The organism is Vibrio sp. M260118 (assembly GCF_036533755.1).
Taxonomy (GTDB): domain Bacteria; phylum Pseudomonadota; class Gammaproteobacteria; order Enterobacterales; family Vibrionaceae; genus Vibrio.
In genome coordinates this window covers 1-16,670 of record NZ_JATABG010000034.1, presented here as the reverse complement: position 1 = coordinate 16,670, position 16,670 = coordinate 1, and the positions used below count along the sequence as shown (strand labels likewise).

The 16,670-nt window shown below is 44.2% G+C and carries 17 protein-coding genes; 9 read left to right on the top strand and 8 right to left on the bottom strand.

Annotation, left to right across the window (positions count from 1 at the left end):
• The first annotated feature begins 272 nt into the window (after positions 1–272).
• On the top strand, positions 273–1,196 hold the full coding sequence (locus QTO00_RS04135) for a hypothetical protein (protein WP_331423146.1): 924 nt from the start codon (positions 273–275) through the stop codon (positions 1,194–1,196).
• A gap of 212 nt (positions 1,197–1,408) precedes the next feature.
• Here QTO00_RS04135 and QTO00_RS04130 read toward each other — a convergent pair whose 3' ends face one another.
• Positions 1,409–2,548 (bottom strand): HD-GYP domain-containing protein, encoded by a 1,140-nt coding sequence (locus QTO00_RS04130; RefSeq protein WP_331423145.1) that lies wholly within the window; start codon positions 2,546–2,548, stop codon positions 1,409–1,411.
• Positions 2,549–2,775: 227 nt separating this feature from the next.
• The gene (djlA, locus tag QTO00_RS04125; protein ID WP_331423143.1) at positions 2,776–3,630 is read right to left on the bottom strand and encodes a co-chaperone DjlA; all 855 of its coding nucleotides are present in this window, start codon (positions 3,628–3,630) and stop codon (positions 2,776–2,778) included.
• A 147-nt stretch (positions 3,631–3,777) separates the two neighbouring features.
• Between djlA and lptD the strand changes: the two genes are divergently transcribed.
• From lptD to QTO00_RS04095, 6 genes are all read left to right on the top strand, one after another.
• Entirely contained in the window at positions 3,778–6,159 is a 2,382-nt protein-coding gene (lptD, locus tag QTO00_RS04120) for an LPS assembly protein LptD (protein ID WP_331423142.1), read from the top strand.
• A gap of 54 nt (positions 6,160–6,213) precedes the next feature.
• A complete protein-coding gene (gene surA / locus QTO00_RS04115) occupies positions 6,214–7,512 on the top strand; it encodes a peptidylprolyl isomerase SurA (RefSeq protein WP_331423141.1) in 1,299 nt (432 codons plus the stop codon).
• Positions 7,502–8,494 carry a 4-hydroxythreonine-4-phosphate dehydrogenase PdxA gene (gene pdxA / locus QTO00_RS04110; RefSeq protein ID WP_331423140.1) on the top strand — a complete coding sequence of 331 codons (993 nt, stop codon included), beginning with the start codon at positions 7,502–7,504 and terminating at the stop codon, positions 8,492–8,494. Before surA ends, pdxA begins: the two co-directional genes overlap by 11 nt.
• A gap of 12 nt (positions 8,495–8,506) precedes the next feature.
• Entirely contained in the window at positions 8,507–9,313 is an 807-nt protein-coding gene (gene rsmA / locus QTO00_RS04105) for a 16S rRNA (adenine(1518)-N(6)/adenine(1519)-N(6))-dimethyltransferase RsmA (protein WP_331423139.1), read from the top strand.
• A gap of 63 nt (positions 9,314–9,376) precedes the next feature.
• Positions 9,377–9,754 carry a Co2+/Mg2+ efflux protein ApaG gene (apaG, locus tag QTO00_RS04100; protein WP_331423138.1) on the top strand — a complete coding sequence of 126 codons (378 nt, stop codon included), beginning with the start codon at positions 9,377–9,379 and terminating at the stop codon, positions 9,752–9,754.
• A gap of 9 nt (positions 9,755–9,763) precedes the next feature.
• Positions 9,764–10,579 carry a symmetrical bis(5'-nucleosyl)-tetraphosphatase gene (locus QTO00_RS04095; protein WP_331423137.1) on the top strand — a complete coding sequence of 272 codons (816 nt, stop codon included), beginning with the start codon at positions 9,764–9,766 and terminating at the stop codon, positions 10,577–10,579.
• A gap of 193 nt (positions 10,580–10,772) precedes the next feature.
• On the opposite strand, the gene folA is transcribed toward QTO00_RS04095, so the two are convergent.
• The 6 genes from folA to rplU form a co-directional block, all read right to left on the bottom strand.
• Positions 10,773–11,255 carry a type 3 dihydrofolate reductase gene (gene folA, locus QTO00_RS04090; protein WP_331423135.1) on the bottom strand — a complete coding sequence of 161 codons (483 nt, stop codon included), beginning with the start codon at positions 11,253–11,255 and terminating at the stop codon, positions 10,773–10,775.
• Between the two features lie 18 nt (positions 11,256–11,273).
• Positions 11,274–11,747 carry a threonine/serine exporter family protein gene (locus QTO00_RS04085; RefSeq protein ID WP_331423133.1) on the bottom strand — a complete coding sequence of 158 codons (474 nt, stop codon included), beginning with the start codon at positions 11,745–11,747 and terminating at the stop codon, positions 11,274–11,276.
• The gene (locus tag QTO00_RS04080; RefSeq protein WP_331423131.1) at positions 11,744–12,511 is read right to left on the bottom strand and encodes a threonine/serine exporter family protein; all 768 of its coding nucleotides are present in this window, start codon (positions 12,509–12,511) and stop codon (positions 11,744–11,746) included. The genes QTO00_RS04085 and QTO00_RS04080 overlap by 4 nt, the downstream gene beginning before the upstream one ends.
• Positions 12,512–12,627: 116 nt before the next feature.
• Positions 12,628–13,800, bottom strand: a complete 1,173-nt coding sequence (gene cgtA / locus QTO00_RS04075; protein ID WP_331423128.1) for an Obg family GTPase CgtA — start codon at positions 13,798–13,800, stop codon at positions 12,628–12,630.
• A 352-nt stretch (positions 13,801–14,152) separates the two neighbouring features.
• The gene (rpmA, locus tag QTO00_RS04070) at positions 14,153–14,410 is read right to left on the bottom strand and encodes a 50S ribosomal protein L27 (protein ID WP_004409945.1); all 258 of its coding nucleotides are present in this window, start codon (positions 14,408–14,410) and stop codon (positions 14,153–14,155) included.
• Positions 14,411–14,430: 20 nt separating this feature from the next.
• Positions 14,431–14,742, bottom strand: a complete 312-nt coding sequence (gene rplU, locus QTO00_RS04065) for a 50S ribosomal protein L21 (RefSeq protein ID WP_000271393.1) — start codon at positions 14,740–14,742, stop codon at positions 14,431–14,433.
• A 268-nt stretch (positions 14,743–15,010) separates the two neighbouring features.
• Between rplU and ispB the strand changes: the two genes are divergently transcribed.
• Both ispB and QTO00_RS04055 read left to right on the top strand, forming a co-directional pair.
• Entirely contained in the window at positions 15,011–15,982 is a 972-nt protein-coding gene (ispB, locus tag QTO00_RS04060; protein WP_331423126.1) for an octaprenyl diphosphate synthase, read from the top strand.
• Positions 15,983–16,252: 270 nt separating this feature from the next.
• Positions 16,253–16,670, top strand: a 418-nt coding sequence (locus QTO00_RS04055; RefSeq protein ID WP_443088896.1) for a GNAT family N-acetyltransferase, incomplete at its 3' end; no start/stop codon positions are given.

The following is a 16,670-nucleotide window of genomic DNA, read 5'->3' as shown; positions in this document are numbered from 1 at the left end:
ACGATTAAACCTCAGCCTGAAAGCCCCGCAATAAATCAAAGAAGGCCTCCATGCTCCTGCACTCAAGTACCAACACTTGAGCCCCATAACATGATAAAAACAAGTTGCGCCAAATTAAAAGAAACAAAAAAACACAGAAACCCATTAAAACAAAGGGATTCAGAGGTAAAGTTGTAAAATTTAAGAACGTGCAAACATATGATAAAAAGCTCACAAAACACCCTACAAAAACAACTTAAAATACTACACCATAACATCAAAGGAATGAGCAAATGACAATGAAAGATGACGGCTTAACCATCAGTACTAACAACCTTAGAGAGTGTCGCTTCTACTGGAGAGGGATGCTGGCAGATGGCTTTCAACTACCACCTGAACCTTCTAAAAGCCAAGACTATTGCAGAGCAATAAACTCCGCTCTAGGAGCCCGCTTTTATAAGGATGATGAAAGAAGGTCTTATATACGAGATATGACTAACTCAGCTTCTACGTTTCTCGTTCCACAAAAAGAATTAGAGTGGCTCAATAGAGACCAAGAACGCATGTGTTTTTGGATATGGTGCTGCTGTCGATTGCTAGCAAATGAAGAGTTTGTTAAGGGCTGGGGCAACAACTTAAACTTAAATCTTACTCAAGGAAGTGACCCCGTACCATACAGCAAACTAGCCATCAGTGAGCACCCTAAAACAGCAAAGGAACGCCACCAACTCATAATTGAGTTCCTTGATAGAAGTAGTATGCCTCTTGAAACTAAACGGACTTTATTAGAGCACTGGAAACAATGCTGGGGAGAAGTCTACTCTACAGAAACCTATCTGTGGCTTGACAATAACAGTGATGAACAGTGCGAGTGGTTCGCCAGCTATATTACCAACAACGAATCTCCTATCCCCTATCCATGGTTTATCCCTACCCCTACAACCACCCAAGAAAGGTATGACGCCTGCATTGCGGCTTTTGATATTTGGCCCACGGACCCAAGCACCAAAAAACTATTCATCATCAAGATGAAGAAAGCATGGAGCCAAAAGAAGCACCGACTAGCTATGAAGAAGAAAAACAAGAAATCATACAACTTCACTCTAAGTTCTAGCACGAAAGAAATGTTGGATAAAATGGCTGATAACGCAGAAGTAAGTCGAAATGAATTCTTAGAACGCTTAATCAAAGCGGAACACTCAAAACAAGCGTTCTAGACACTTTCTTTAACTTAATGGTGGTGACAAAATAGCATTGTACCACCATTAGTACCACAACCTAAAAAACAAAATGAGGTTATACATGAAAAACAACACGTTACAACTCAGATTCAAGTCTGGGAGGGGCCACCATATTTGAAAAGGCGTAGCAGGTTAATACCTACTACGCCTTTTTACTATTCAGTCCTCTCCTACCCAAAGAGCAGTGATTAATATAAGCCCTCAGAAGGGTCTCTCTCTGGATAGCGTTGAATAATAGACTTCAATTGATGCTGCTGCTCACGTAGAGCATTGACACAGCTTGCATCCAACTTACCCTCGCAAACCATTTTTTCTAACTCTAATAGTGCATACGGAACGGACCATGCTTGTTTGTAGGGCTTATGAGTCGTGAGCGCATCAAAGATATTAGCAACACAAACAATCTTAGCGCTGATCGGAATCGTGTTGCCATTGAGATGATGGGGATAACCGCTACCATCTAAAAATTCGTAATGATATGAGACAACATCCCGCATCAGTTGAGCGCTTAAATGATCAGAAGCATTGAGTTCACTAACAAAACGATTAACGATCTCTTCTCCGTAACGAATATGTTCACGTAGCGTTTGCGTTTCTTCCCAAGTCAGTGGCAGTTGCTTACATAGTAGCTCAGGTGGCACCATCACTTTTCCCATATCATGGTATTGAGACAGCAAAGTCAGATGCTCAACATACTCATCATCAAACCCATAAAGATCCGCTAATGCTAATGCAATGATATTGGTATAGGTCGATACGCGCTGTTTATGGCTGAAAGACTCTTTTTGATAGACAGGAGAGCGAGCAACCAGTTTGTTAGACTTTTCGATTAATGCAGTAATCAGTTGATACTCTGAAAAAATCGCCGCTTCGAGCATTTTTAAATAGGGTTTTACTACCTCAATATCATGCGGGCAGAATGCTTGCTTTTGGTAGGAATTGAGGAAAATAAAACCTTTAAAGCTACTGCCAACAAAAGTTGGTATAGCTACGGACGAATGATAGCCCTCCTCCAAAAGCGAGTCGATATGAGGAGAAGGATGCAAACAGTTAACGTCATTCAAGAATGCCTTCGATCGGCTTTCAATACTTTTTTTTAAGTAAGGCAGTGAGCTAAGAGGAGCCTCAAAATGGGTAAGGCTCAATGACAGAGAAGAGCTGTCTGCATAACTTTTGAGCAGATGCTCGCGCTCGTCATAAAGTGCAAAAGAGACTTTATCGAGCTTAGGGAGGTGGACCTGCATACGGGTTTGAATATCAGCAAATTGGTCATTAAGACCAAACTGACATTGAGCATACTCCTCAACTTTCCTTGTAGTTGTCTTCATGGTGACTAGTCATTTCAGATTACATTATTGTAAGTTTAGAAGTAAATTTGACAATCCTACCAAAATAAGAACAACAAATTTTAATCTAAATTGATCTAGGACAATTAAGGAGTGGTTTGCTCTATAAGCCGTAATTACCTCGTTTAATTGTGATGGTGGGCAACGACCAATCGGGTAGCACCGCCCACTTCAACAATGACTTAATCAATCAGCCAATCACAAAGTGATCAAAAATTATTGGCTTTCTTAATTAGATCATACGCATTCTGGATCTCTTGCGCTTTCTCCTTAGCCACATTCATCATCTCAGGAGGTAGACCTTTTGCCATCAACTTATCGGGATGGTGTTCATTCATCAATTTCCGGTATGCCCGTTTCACGGTCTTAGAGTCAGCACGACTATCCACACCTAATAGCTTATAAGCATCGCTTAGTTGATCCGCGGTAGACGCTTGCTGCCAATGACCTCCGGATTGGTGAGAATGTCCGCCACCAGCTTGCCCACCAAAGCCTCCTTGCTGGAACCTGAATGCCGCTTCTTGCATTCGTAAACGCTGCTCAAGTTGATCCGACGAAAAACCTAGACCGCGCGCAACTTTGTGTAACACACTGCGCTCACTCGGATGAACATCACCGTCAGCGAAAGCCGCCGATATCTGTAACTCTAAGAAGAATTGCATCAAATCAAATCGGCCACCTGATGAGATACGTACTCGCTCCAATACGGTTTCAAGTGGAAAGTCGCTCTCTTTGCCTTCTCGGAAGGCATCTTGCGCTGCCTTACGCTGATCGCCATGAAGATTCATACGATCCATCATAACGCTCGCTAACTGAATCTCTTCTCTGGTCACCTGCCCTTTGGCTTTTGCGACATGACCCATAACGGCGAAGGCCGCTTTAAAGAATTCTTCCTGTCGCTCAGATTGACTTGGGCCACTGCCAAAACCTGAGTTAAAGCCCGCTTGGCGTAAACGACGAGCTTTATCAAACTGATGGCCAATAAATAAACCAAATACTGCACCCAATGGCCCCCCAAAAAGGAAACCGAAGAATGCGCCGAGAATTTTGCCAAAAATATGCATTATGTGCTCTCAATCTATGAATTTTTTCTTCGCCAAGCGGTCTGATAGTGCCGTAAGCTGTAAATTACTTTATTATAAGGACCGATTTATTTTAGATTCGGTCCCTATTCACCGGATATATCAAGTTCAACAGGATAGTAAAACTCGATGTTACGTTTTCACCGCACCTTGTTAGCCGCTTCAATCAGTGCTGCTTTTGTAGTGCCTCAGACTCAAGCAGAAGTTTCTTCAGACGATAGTGTGCAGGAATTGCCCATCATAGATCAATGTTTGATCGATGAACCTGAAGCAGAAAACCCTAACCAACTACCAGTGAATGTTGAAGCCGACAGCCTAGAAGCCATTAATGGTAATAAAGCGACTTATCGTGGCAATGTGGTTGTAGTCCAAGGCAAAAAGCGGATGTTAGCGGACAACGTCACTATGCACCAACAAGAAAACATTGTGGTTGCAGAGGGTAATGTGACCTTTAGTGACGGTGAAGTCAAAACGATCTCAGACAAAGCGACTAACAACCTCAATACTGAAGAAGTAACTCTTGAGAACACCAACTACGAGTTTCTTTGTGAACCGGGACGTGGCGAAGCGGTTTACGTCGCGAAAACAGGGAAAGCGGTATACGAGATCGAAGATGGTACCATCACCTCTTGTCCTGAAGGGGATAGCTCTTGGCGTATGCGTGCATCGAGCATCGATATTGACCAAAATGAAGAGCAGGCCGTTTTTTATAACCCAAGGTTTGAAATTGTTAATGTGCCCGTATTCTACCTACCGTTTCTTACTGTGCCTATCGGCGACACGCGTAAAACCGGCTTCCTCTACCCGAAAGTCTCTTACGGCACCCGAGATGGCTTTAAGATGGAAGTTCCCGTGTACTGGAACTTGGCACCCAATTACGACCTGAAGACCACGCTCAAATACATGCAAAACCGTGGCACACAGTTAGACAGTGAATTCCGCTATCTCACTGACTTCGGTTTAAGCACTTTAAAATCTGAATTTCTCGCAGATGATAAGAAGAACCCAGAACTGGGCGATCGCTGGGGCTTCCAATGGCAACACTCTGGCATCTATAAAAAGAACTGGAAATTTGAGGTTGATTACTCAAAAGTCAGTGATATAACCTACTTCTCTGATATGGACTCGGGTATTGGTAAGCAGGAAGATGGTCAGTTAATCCAAGAAGGTCGTGCCTCATACCGCTCAGACAACTGGGATGTTTCCCTATTAACACGTGACTTTCAAGTGTTGACCCAAAGTGCCACTCCGTATCGATTACTGCCGCAATTAGAGTTCAACTACTACGCACCGGAACTCATGCGCTATTTGGACTTTGACATGGTAAGCCATGTCTCGCGTTTTGAAACGGATGGGGTGAGTCAACCTTCTGCAACACGCGTTCACGTTGAACCTGGCATTACAATACCTATTGGCACCACATGGGGAGCCTGGACGACCGAAGCAAGAGTACTAGGCACTTATTACCAACAAGACTTAGATGGCGTAGATATAACCTCTGGCGATAAAAACTCCAACTCTAACTTTGGTTTAGAAGAGAACGTATCGCGAGTGATTCCAGAGTTCAGAACCCATGCAGGCCTTGTGCTTGAGCGCGATACCGTCGTTTTGAGCAATTACACTCAAACACTAGAACCTCAAGTACAATACGTCTACGTTCCAGAAAAAGACCAAAGCAATATTGGTAAGTACGATACAACTCTACTTCAAACTGATTACTACGGTCTATTCCGCAGTCGAAAGTACAGTGGCGTGGATGAAATAGCTGCCGCAAACCAATTCAGCTATGGTGCTTCGACTCGCTTCTTTGATGATGCATACAAAGAGCGCCTCAATATCTCGTTTGGACAAATATTCTATCTAGATAAAGATACTAAAAACCAGTCGCTTGATTCAGATAACAGTTCATCGCCTTCCAACTACTCGGCTTGGGCTATAGAGATGGACTTTAACTACGATGATTACCTCTTCTACCACGGCGGTATTCAATACGATATTGACACGAGTGAAGTTCAGTTGGGCAATAGCACCTTAGAGTATCGCTTTGACGGTGGTTATATTCAGGGTAACTATCGCTACGTCACTAAACAGTATATCGAAAACACGCTAGGAAGCAGCTTAGGGGATTTGGATAGCATTACCGAAGATGGCATCTCTCAAGCAGGCTTTCTTGCAGGTTACCAAATCACTCGTAAATGGAATGCTAGCGCTCAATACTTTTACGACTTGACCACTGACAACTCGTTAGAGTGGCTAGGAAGAATCAACTACACCTCAGATTGTTGGTATATTGGCTTTACCTACAGCAACAAGTTGAAGACTTGGAATAGTAGTTCAAACAACGGATTTGCAGACTATCCGAATGCTACGCCTGAGTATGAAAATAACTTTAGCCTCAACTTTGGCATTATTGGTTTCGGTACGGCAATTGGTGCAAGCTCTGGCCTTGCAGGGCTTGATGACGCAGGTAACTCACTAGGTTACGGTCGCCCATTCTTCTTAAACAACTAATTACTTAGCTCGCTGTCTAAACCTCAGTGAGCAAACTCTTTTATAGGATTTTCAATGAAATTTTGGAAACACACTCTACTTTCGATGGCCTCTGTTTGCGTCATGAACGCAGCATTAGCAGAGCCTGTTCCGCTAGATAAAGTGGCAGTGATTGTCAATGAAGGTGTAGTGCTACAAAGTGATATTGACGTATCAATCAAAACACTCAAAGCCAACGCAAAGAAGAGCGGTCAAGCACTACCCGAAGAAAACGTTCTTATTGAGCAGGTCACTGAAAAACTGATTGTCGATACCATTCAACAACAAGAAGCGGAGCGTATTGGTGTACGTATTGATGATAACCGCCTCAATGAGGCCATTGCAGACATCGCCAATAACAACAACCAAACAGTTGAGCAACTTAGTGAATCAATTACCCAAGAGGGCTTAAGCTATGCAGAGTTCCGTGAGCAGATCCGCCGCGAAATTGCCGCGAGTGAAGCTCGAAATGCGCTAGTAAGACGCAGAATTAATATTCTGCCTGCCGAAGTCGAAAACTTAGCCGATATTCTAGCAAAAGAGACCAACGCCACGGTTCAATACAAGATCGGTCACATTCAACTACGAGTTAACGATGGTGACGACAAAGCAGCCATCGAAGCCGAAGCAAAACGTTTAGTTAAAGAGTTAAACAATGGCGCTGATTTCAGCACTATGGCTTACACCTACTCGAAAGGACCAAAAGCACTGCAAGGTGGTGATTGGGGCTGGATGCGCCAAGAGGAGATGCCAACCATTTTTGCTGACCAGATAAAACTGCAAAACAAAGGCAGCATTATCGGTCCATTTAGAAGTGGGGTTGGTTTTCACATTCTTAAGATTGAAGATGTGAAAGGCCTTGAAACCGTAGCAGTTACAGAAATCAATGCTCGCCATATTTTAATTAAACCGACGGTAATACTAAGCGACAAAGGGGTACAAAATGACCTCAACGAAATCATTCGCCGCATTAAAGACGGCGAGTCTACGTTCGGAGAAATGGCGCAGCAGTACAGCCAAGATCCAGGCTCTGCGGCTCAAGATGGTGAACTAGGCTATCAAACTTCAGACCTATACGTACCAGAGTTTAAGCACCAAGTGGATACTCTGCCTGTTGGTCAAATCAGTGAGCCGTTTAAAACTGTTCACGGCTGGCATATCGTTGAAGTCCTTGACCGTCGCGAAGTCGATCGCACCGACTCAGCACTTAAAAACAAAGCTTATCGCATCTTATTCAATCGTAAGTTCAATGAAGAAGCAAGCGCATGGCTGCAGGAAATTCGTGCAAGTGCCTTTGTTGAAATCGTAGAAGAAGACGATCAAGATGACCGTTAAACGCATCATTGTCACTGCAGGCGAACCTGCAGGTATTGGCCCTGACCTCGTTCTTGCCTTATCAGAAGAGAACTGGAGCCACCAGATTGTGGTGAGTGCTGACAAACAAATGCTGGCAGAGCGCGCTGAACAACTTGGTATTTCTGTACAACTGATTGACTATCAAGCCGATGCGGAGATTGTGCCACAAAAAGCAGGAACGCTAGTTGTGGATCATATCGCGATGGAAACTAAAGCGATCCCCGGACAACTCGACGAAGCAAATGGTCAATATGTATTAAAAACATTAGAAAGAGCCGCTTTAGGCTGTATGAACAATGAATTTGATGCTATTGTCACCGGCCCTGTGCACAAAGGGGTCATCAACCGAGCTGGTGTAGCATTTAGTGGCCATACCGAGTTTTTCGCTGAAAAGTCGAATACTCCGCTTGTTGTCATGATGCTAGCTACAGAGGGATTGCGCGTCGCACTTGTTACGACACATATTCCTCTTGCTTATGTGTCTCAGGCAGTAACTGAAGAGAGACTTGAAAAGATCATTGATATCCTGCACAAGGATCTCGTTGAGAAATTCGCCATTTCTGAGCCTAAAATATATGTGTGTGGACTAAATCCACATGCTGGAGAAGATGGTGTACTTGGCTCAGAAGAGATCAGGACTATCACTCCAACACTAGATAAGCTGCGTCAGGAGAAAGGCATCAATCTTATTGGTCCTTTGCCCGCTGACACCATCTTCAATGACAAATATTTGCAAGATGCCGATGCAGTACTCGGGATGTATCACGATCAGGTACTTCCTGTATTAAAATATAAAGGCTTTGGCCGCTCAGTGAATATCACTTTGGGCTTACCGTTTATAAGGACCTCCGTTGATCACGGCACCGCACTTGACCTCGCAGGGACAGGCAATGCGGACACAGGAAGCTTTAGAACGGCTTTAGCTCATGCCATTGAGCTAGTCGATAATAAATCGAATTAACTTGAGAATACTATGAGAAACGATGTCCACTTAGGGCACAAAGCAAGAAAGCGCTTTGGTCAAAACTTCCTTAATGATCCTTACATCATTGATGGGATTGTCTCTGCGATTAATCCAAAACCTGGTCAGAACCTAGTTGAGATTGGCCCAGGCTTGGGCGCAATCACTGAGCCGGTAGGTAAAGAAGTCGACAAGTTTACTGTGATTGAACTTGACCGAGACCTCGCTGAGCGCTTGCGTAACCACCCAGATTTAGGTGACAAGCTGACCATTCATGAAGGCGATGCGATGCGCTTCGACTTCACTCAGCTCGTTAAACCAAACAACAAGCTACGTATTTTTGGCAACTTACCTTACAACATCTCAACACCTTTGATGTTCCACCTATTTGAGTTCCATAAAGACGTTCAAGATATGCACTTTATGCTGCAAAAAGAAGTTGTTAATCGCTTAGCAGCGGGTCCTGGAACTAAAGCTTACGGCCGTTTAACCGTAATGGCTCAATACTACTGCAAAGTAGTTCCCGTTCTAGAAGTGCCACCTACAGCTTTCGTTCCACCACCTAAAGTGGATTCAGCAGTCGTGCGTCTAGTTCCGTACGAAGAGATTCCGCATCCAACAACAAGCCTAAAATGGCTGGATCGCGTATGTCGTGAAGGTTTCAACCAACGCCGTAAAACAGTACGTAACTGTTATAAAGCTCTAATGAGTGCTGAGACTCTAGAGCAGTTGGGCGTGAACCCGGGTATGCGTCCAGAAAATCTCACCCTAGAGCAATTTGTCGATATGGCTAACTGGCTAGACGCAAATCACCAATAAGCGCAGTATACTTAGAGTGATAAATCATAGGTTTATCACTCTTTTTTGACTTAAGGAGTTTACATGGAAGCTAACCCTTGTATAAAAGTCCAAGTCCACACCAAGTACATCCCTGAACAATCTCAACCCGATGCAAAACGTTATGTTTTTGCCTATATCATCACTATCAAAAATCTTAGCCAACAAACGGTACAATTAATCAGTCGCCGTTGGCTCATCACTGACGCAAACGGTAAACAGATGACCGTTGAAGGTGAAGGCGTCGTCGGCCAACAACCCTTCATTGCAGCGAGCGATGAGTATACATACAACAGCGGTACTGTGATTGAAACACCTGTTGGAGTGATGCAGGGCCAGTACATTATGCATGACGACAATGGCGATGAATTTTCCGTTGAAATTGAACCATTTCGTCTCGCAATCCCTAACATACTCAATTAAGGCTCTACTTTGGCTACATATATTGTCGGTGACCTACAAGGTTGTCTTGATGAACTGCTATTACTGCTCGATAAGGTTCAGTTCGATGTGAACCAAGATAACTTATGGGTTGCAGGAGACTTAGTTGCAAGAGGCCCTAAATCTCTAGCAGTATTACGTTTTCTATACTCCCTAGGGGATGCAGTCAAAGTGGTGCTAGGTAATCATGACCTGCATCTACTGGCGGTATCCCTAGGTCTGTTTAAAGTAAAAACTAAAGACAAGACCGCTGCGATTTTTTCCGCCAAAGACAAACAAGAATTACTAGCGTGGCTAAAACAACAGCCATTGCTCGCCGAGCACGATGAGTTTGTTATGTGCCATGCTGGCATCTCGCCACAATGGTCTTTACAACAAGCTCGAGAAGCAGCTACTGAAGTGGAGACCATTCTACGTAGTGAAAAATGGGCGTGGCTGATTGAGAATATGTACTCAAATCAACCTGACTTGTGGAATGAATCTTTACAAGGAATAGAACGTTACCGTTATATCATCAATGCCTTTACTCGCATGCGATTTTGCAATGAGGAAGGCAAGCTCGATATGGAGTGCAAACTTCCACCGAGTAAGATACATAGCGACAAGCTCATGCCTTGGTTCAAAGTCAAAAACAGAATAAAGCTCGAAAAAACTGTGCTATTTGGTCACTGGGCAGCACTTGAAGGCTACCAAAATGAAGAGGTAATCGGCTTAGACACGGGCTGTGTCTGGGGCGGTAGCTTAACGATGTTAAGGTGGGAAGATAAGCAGTTCTTTATTCAAAAAGCGTTAACGAGTAACGAGTAACGAGTAACGAGTAAACTCTGAAGGGTTGGCACACAATGCCAACCGTTTCTCTTAAATTCAGATAATTAAAAGCAAATCAGGCCCTAAATTTCCTGCAACTCTTGCTCAACTCACCACTGTTCTCTTCTCGAAGGGCGAAGCCCGATCTCGGAGCAAAGCATTCTCGCATCTCGCAGGGCGTAGCCCGTTCCTATCAATTTATCTCAAGTACCACAAAACGCATATCATATGCGTTCTTCTCATCTGCCGAGTAAGTTTCAGAGTAAGTCTCTTTAAACTCTTCACTCCATGCAGGAAACTGAGTATCACCATCAATCTCAGCATCAATGTAAGTAACGTAGAGCTTAGTTGCACGGGGCAAACAAGCTTGATAAATCGTTCCTCCGCCAATGATCATGACTTCTTCGACATCTCCGGCAGCTTGCAAAGCATCATCAATCGAGGTCACCGTCGTTACTCCGTCGATAACTAACGACGCATCACGACTAATCACAATGTTTTGTCTACCCGGAAGAGGACGACCAATAGAGTCATAAGTTTTGCGCCCCATCACCACTGGCTTGCCCATAGTACAACGTTTAAACCAAGCAAAATCAGCTGGCAGATGCCAAGGCATTTGGTTGTCTTTTCCGATGATTCTATTTTGTGCCATCGCGGCAACCATACTAATGATCATTCCTTAGCTCCTAGGATTTTATACGATTGGTTTGCGGCGATAGAATAGCAAGCCTGGCATGGCTAAGCCAACAGCCAATCCAGCAATAATAAACATCGCTTTCAGGAAGTTTTCTACTGACATAGCAACCAGTTCTGGGCTGTAGCCTCTATGATTCAATTCGACCAAAGCGATCATCGCTTTGAAAGCAAAAACGCCAGGGACCATAGGAATTAGCGAAGCAACAGTAAAGACTTTCGGGTGAGCTAAGAAACGAGCAGACCAATGAATGCCCACCATGCTAACTATGATCGCAGCAAAGAATGTTGCCCATTCAATAGGAATCCCAAACTGCATCATTAAATAGCGCGAACCATGACCGATAGCACCACCAAGCGCACAATAGATTAGTGCCTTTTGTGGAACATTGAACACCAAGGCAAAGCCAACTGCAGGAATGGCAGCAAAGAACATATCGTTCAATAGACCAAATAAAAGATCGACATTAATCATGCTACCCAACCCCAAACACCCACTAAACTCATTGCTGCAACAATACCTAAGCTAGTTGCAAGGGTGAGCAAGCTCGCCATAACAAAACGCGCAATGCCCATATTGATGTAGCCTTTTAGCATATCTGCGACTGAGTTGATGAGTGGAAAGCCCGGAACGAGCATTAAAACAGATGATGCCATGACTATCGATGGGGAGTTACCTAACTCGTATATCACAGCTTGAGCAGAGACAAAGGTCGTCACAAAAGCAGTGGCCGTGAAGTTCATTAGAGGGTTGAAGTGGCGATGACCAATCTCTTGTCTAACCACCATACCGGTCGCTGAAGCGATAAAAGTCATCAAGAATACCGTCCAGTCACCACCGGCGAGCCGACTGAATGCCGCGCACGAAAGGCCAATCATAAATACAACTAGCCAGCGGTTGTAACGCTCAGGGCTGATTTTATCTAACTGACGCTGAGCCATTGACCAGTCAATAATGCCTCGCTCGAGCATGATACAAATTCGTTGAACTTGGGTAATGGCGCGCATGTTGATACCACGATCGGCACATCGACGTGCTGTGGTAATGCAATGTTCTTGATATACGGTGGTAACAACGAGTGAGCTCGCCGATAATGAGACTTCAACTTCATCCATACCTGCCGCTAATCCAAAGCGACGCATGAGATCGCCAACGAGAGTACTTTCAGCCCCATGTGCTAAAAGCATTTGCCCAGCTTGGGCGATTAAACGAGACACCGCCCGCTGTTTAGATGCCATGATTTGATCCTATTCCTTTAGAACTGTTTTATTCTGCGATGAAAGCAGAGACAATGATTTGATGTAGACACAAAAAAGCCGCAATTGACGTTGCGGCTATGAAAAATTAGATACTGTTAATCGCGGACATAGACAACATGGCCGTCATCTTCTTCGTCGTCCCAATCATCCCAGTCATCATCATCTTCAGTGATGACATCGCTACCAGCCATCGCATCTTTATGGTAATCATCCCACATGAAGTCGACTTTCTCTTCTTCAGAGATCTCCTCCTCTTCGCGTGGCAAGTTTTCCATAAAGTCAGCCAGTTTGTAACAAAGCTCTTTCGTGCCTTGCTTATTAACCGCAGAAATCTTGTAGTAATCCTCTTCCCAACCTAGCGCATCTAGTATGTTTTGGATCACTTCGTTCGCTTCCTCTTCAGGCATAAGATCAACCTTATTGAAGATTAGCCAACGAGGCTTGTCTGCCAGTTTCTCACTGTACTGCTCTAGCTCATCAATGATGGTCAATGCATTCTGAACAGGATCGCTTTGATCAATCGGCATAATGTCGATCATATGCAGTAGCACGCGACAACGCTCTAAGTGCTTCAAGAAACGAATACCTAAACCAGCACCATCGGCCGCACCCTCGATCAAGCCAGGAATATCGGCAACCACAAAGCTCTTCTCAGGAACAACACTCACTACGCCCAAGCTAGGGATAAGTGTGGTAAACGGATAGTCCGCAACCTTTGGCTTTGCGGCAGATACTGAGCGAATAAATGTCGACTTACCTGCATTGGGCAAACCAAGCATACCTACATCAGCAAGTAGCAACAACTCTAGGCGAACTTCTCGAATTTCACCTTTAGTACCTAGCGTCTTTTGACGCGGTGCTCGGTTTACTGACGACTTAAAACGAGTGTTACCTAAGCCGTGCCAACCACCTTTCGCCACCATCACTTTTTTGCCATGTTCAGCAACTTCAGCCACGATCTCATTGGTGTGAATATCGACGGCACGAGTACCAACAGGTACGCGAAGCACTTTGTCTTTACCACGCTTACCAGTACAGTTGCCACCACGGCCATTTTCACCACGTTCTGCTTCATAGAAGCGCTGGAAGCGATAATCAATTAGCGTGTTAAGGTTTTCGTCGGCTTGAATATAAACATCACCGCCATCACCACCGTCGCCACCATCAGGGCCACCTTTCGCAACGAATTTCTCACGCCAGAAACTCACTACACCGTTACCGCCATCACCGGCTTGTACTTTTACTACCGCTTCATCAACGAACTTCATCTCTTACTCCGCCCTTGTGCTACTTAGCGTAGCTGCGTTGCAAATATCATCTCACCATCCCTATCTGATAGAGAAAAATGAATGATATAAATTCTAGCAGATTCCATTTTCAGATCGATCTCCTTGATCTTCGACCGTTCTGCCACTGTTACCAACCAAAATAAACATCTAAAGACTTACTTACATGGTTAGTATTGGAATACATATTGAGGGACTTTTTTCAAAGTGCCTTAGTATAGATTCCAGGGTTCGAAGCTATCCCTTCAGCTGCCATAAATAAAAAACCCCGCCGAATCGGCAGGGCTTTTGAATTCAGCTTGAAAGCTAATAAGTGATTTAAACTAGGTTTAAATTACTCAGCTTCGATGCTAACGAATTTACGGTTTTTAGGACCTTTCACTTCGAACTTCACCTTACCTTCAGTAAGAGCGAATAGAGTGTGGTCTTTACCGATACCAACGTTAGTACCAGCGTGGAACTTAGTACCACGTTGACGAACGATGATGTTACCTGCAAGAACAGATTCACCACCGAAACGCTTAACACCTAGACGTTTGCTTTCTGAATCGCGGCCGTTACGAGTAGAACCACCAGCTTTTTTGTGTGCCATTGTTAAACTCTCCTAATCGATTAAGCGTTGATACCAGTGATTTTCACTTCCGTGAACCACTGACGGTGACCTTGTTGCTTACGAGAGTGCTTACGACGACGGAACTTAACGATTTTAACTTTATCGCCACGACCGTGTTGTACTACTTCAGCAACTACTTTACCGCCCTCTACTAGAGGAGCACCTACTTTAATGTCTTCACCGTTAGCAACAAGAAGAACTTTATCAAATTCAACAGTTGCACCAGTTTCAACGTCTAATTTCTCTAAACGAAGGGTTTGACCTTCGCTTACACGGTGTTGTTTACCACCAGATTGGAAAACAGCGTACATATCTTACTCCGCTTTTTCCGCACAGCCGTATGCTATTTGAGCATCAAGGGTGTGCGCTAAACTAATCATCAATAGGGCGCAGATTCTACAGAAAGGTCGCACCTATGACAAGCCATATTTTGAAAAAATTGGCGAAAAGCTAATCGCCAATGAAAAGTGCCCAGATGATGCCCTTTAACCATGTATTAATCAACGTTTTTTAGTGTATTATTCAGCAATTAAAACAGATAAGAATACCTTACACGTTCTAACTTCAGCCGGAATTACAATGGATTTTAAAGCTATCCAAGCACTCACCGCCGATGACATGGCAAAAGTGAACGAAACAATTCACGCCCAACTTAACTCTGACGTCTCTTTAATCAACCAACTCGGTTTCTATATCGTCAGTAGTGGCGGCAAACGTATACGCCCTCTTTTAGCGGTTTTAACAGCGAAGGCGCTTGGTTATAAAGGAGAGGCTCATACCACAGCTGCAGCCTTTATCGAATTTATCCATACTGCGACCCTGTTGCACGACGATGTTGTCGATGAATCAGACATGCGTCGCGGCAAAGCAACAGCCAATGCCGCGTTTGGTAACGCGGCAAGCGTTTTGGTTGGTGATTTCATTTACACCCGCTCTTTCCAAATGATGACGGAACTAGGATCATTAAAGATCCTCAAGCTAATGAGCGACGCCGTAAATGTGATTGCAGAAGGTGAAGTTCAGCAGTTGATGAATTGTAATGACCCAGATACTACTGAAGAGAGCTACATGCAGGTCATTTATTCTAAAACGGCTCGCTTGTTTGAAGTTGCTTGCCAAATAGGAGCAGTTCTAAATGAAGCTCCTGAAGAGGTAGAAGTTGCTCTGCAGAACTATGGCAAATACTTAGGCACGGCTTTCCAGCTGATTGATGATGTGATGGATTACACTTCAGATGGCGAGGAGATGGGTAAGAACGTCGGTGACGATCTCGCAGAAGGTAAACCTACTCTACCGCTGTTATATGCGATGAAGCATGGCAACCCTGAACAAGCACAAATGATTCGTGAAGCCATTGAGAAAGCCAATGGTATGGAGCGTTTAAACGATATTCTTGCCACTATGGCTCAAACTGGCTCATTAGATTACACGCGCCAAAAAGCTTACCAAGAAGCAGACAAAGCGATTGCCGAACTCGATGTTTTAGAAGAATCCGATTACAAGCAAGCGCTAACCACACTCGCTCATATGGCAGTTCATCGCACCAGTTAAACACTAGCGGTTAGATACTAGATACAACAACGGGAACCAAACGGTTCCCGTTTCTCTTCTTTATCTATATGAAAGAGAAGTATCCCAGACCAGCATAAGCAAAGGCAATCAAACTCGTTACCAACCTCTAAGTCTTAAGCTTGGAGTATCAATAACCCACCCGTTAATAAAATCTAGCATCAATACCTAAACTTCGATATCAAGTTAGTATGTTTTGTGAGGCACATATTTTTTAGTAAAGCTAAATAATTCATTGTTACACGCACCAATATGTCGATTGGTAGTACTCGATATGATCCTTTGGTCATTGCCTGTAATACTAGCGTCATTACATGGTCACGAATATCTCATCGCACTGAAGCCATTTTGCAACACCCTCTGCCTATCCTCACAACGACCCAATACGATTTTGAGGATGCTATGGAAGGTTCAAGTCCGTTTCGTTTGCCAAAGAAGACCCCATTTCGCTTAGGAGAGAGCTTAACTGAGTGGGCAACAGGTCTGAGTAAACTCGATAAATTTTATGCCCAGCGCCCAGCTGGGTGCGATACACAAGCCTTTCTTCGCTTTACTCTTGAAGTTCTCGGTATCGACTACCAAGTTTGCAAAGGGTCGCTGACGCACATCCCACAATCAGGCGCGACCGTCATTGTTGCCAATCATCCACTAGGGTGTGTCGAGGGAGTCA